3 protein-coding genes are annotated in these 1,581 nt (G+C 68.4%); all 3 read right to left on the bottom strand.

Annotation, left to right across the window (positions count from 1 at the left end; translation table 11 throughout):
• On the bottom strand, positions 1 to 230 hold a 230-nt coding region (locus RDU12_RS15690), incomplete at its 3' end, for a hypothetical protein (protein WP_308685595.1).
• A complete protein-coding gene (locus RDU12_RS15695; protein ID WP_300293362.1) occupies positions 227 to 799 on the bottom strand; it encodes a hypothetical protein in 573 nt (190 codons plus the stop codon). The genes RDU12_RS15690 and RDU12_RS15695, both read right to left, overlap by 4 nt.
• A gap of 236 nt (positions 800 to 1,035) precedes the next feature.
• A partial coding sequence (locus RDU12_RS15700) for a recombinase family protein (protein WP_308685599.1) occupies positions 1,036 to 1,581 on the bottom strand: 546 nt, incomplete at its 5' end.

Raw genomic sequence — 1,581 nt, forward strand, 5'->3', positions numbered from 1 at the left:
TCTTCGTAGATGTGGGTGAGGAGGGCTTCATCCACGAGGTCGCGCAGGGTGCGAAGCACCGTGAGACCGTCTGCGGTCAGCTCCGGAGCGGAGGCCGAGGCGCGCAGCGCACGGGCCTCAAGGATGAGGTAGGACAGGGTGTCGACGGCGTCGGCGCCGGACATATGGCCGTCCAGTTCCTCGCCGGTTTTCATGCCGCCGATGCGATCGAGGAAGGTGATGATGCTCATTGAGTGATCTCCTGGGTCAGGGCGCAGTGCAGTTCGACAGACAGGCCGGACAGCCCCGAAAGGGTGTCCGCGACGGCCTTGGCCTGGTCGAGGTTGGCGTCCGGAAGGTCGGTGATGGCGAGGGCCTCGCCGTCCGCGTTGATGCCGTAGACGGTGTAGAATTCGGTGTTGGCTCGATCCTGACCGCCGTCGACGGCGCCGTCGCCGTCGGGGTCCATGCGACACCCGCCGATCTGCAGCACGGTAAAGTCGCGCCAGTCGGGCTGAGCGCCATCGGTGCAGCAGTTGAAGAGAACGGCCGGGTCGATCGGGAGAGGATCGGCTACCGCCGCCGGTTCTTCGGGAAGGAGGCCGTTCTGCTCCGCCATGCGCGCGAGCGCGCCGGCGATGATACGGGCCCCGTGTTCCAGAGCGTCGGTCTGGCAGGGCAGGAAGTCGCCCGACGTCCATCCCATCGCCTCAGCGAGGACAGTCGCCATGGCGTTAACGCCGGCCTCAGCGGCTTGGTCGAGGAGGTCCGACGAGACGGAGGCCAATGCGGCCTCGTCGTGCAAGTCAGCGAGATTCATGAGGGTCTCCCAGCTCCCAGCCGGAGGATCCGGCTGGCCCGCGGATCTGTTCCGCGATCAAGCCCTTCGTCAGGCGGGCCAAGAGCCGGGCGCGCACCCGCAGGGCCGTAACGAAGTGGAGGACGGCGAAGCCGTTGAGCGAGCGGCGAGCCCGCCCCTCCTGGGCGTGATTGATCGCGACATCCGCAGGTCGCCTCTGGCGGGAGCGGCCATGACCGAAACGCGCCGCTGTCCCGTCAGCCGCCCTGTCTGCGGTAGATGGTGGATCGATGGACGCCCGCGGCCTCGGCCGCCGCACTGACTGTCAGCTCGCCCGCCGCTAGTCGGGGCGACAGTTCCGACCAGACGTCGTCCGTCAGGCGTGGTGACGGCCCTGGGCCGCGCACGGCCCGGGCGCGATCGACGGCAAGCCGGTCGGCGGCGCCGGCGCCATGCAGGCGGTCGACAAGAGAGCAGAAGCTGAAGAACGCGCCGTTGTCGCGTCGCGTGTCGATGTCCTCGGCCAGCGAGACCAGGTGGAAACCGCGCTCGCTCAGCTTGCCGGTGTAGTAGAACAGGTCCCGCGAGGACCGCGCGAGGCGGTCCAGCGAAACCAGGCACAGCGCCCCGCCCGTCGACAGACTATCGTGAGCGGCAAGAAGGCCGGGTCGAAGAACCCGGCCGCCGGAAGCGTCATCCTGAAAGATCTCGGTGCACCCCGCCCGAAGCAGCGCGGCGCGCTGACGGGCAAGGCTCTGGGGGCTGGAAACGGAGCGCGCGTAGCCGATCATGAACCTGTCGCG

Origin of the sequence: Brevundimonas sp. (assembly GCF_031082345.1) — a bacterium.
In the GTDB taxonomy this organism is placed as follows: domain Bacteria; phylum Pseudomonadota; class Alphaproteobacteria; order Caulobacterales; family Caulobacteraceae; genus Brevundimonas.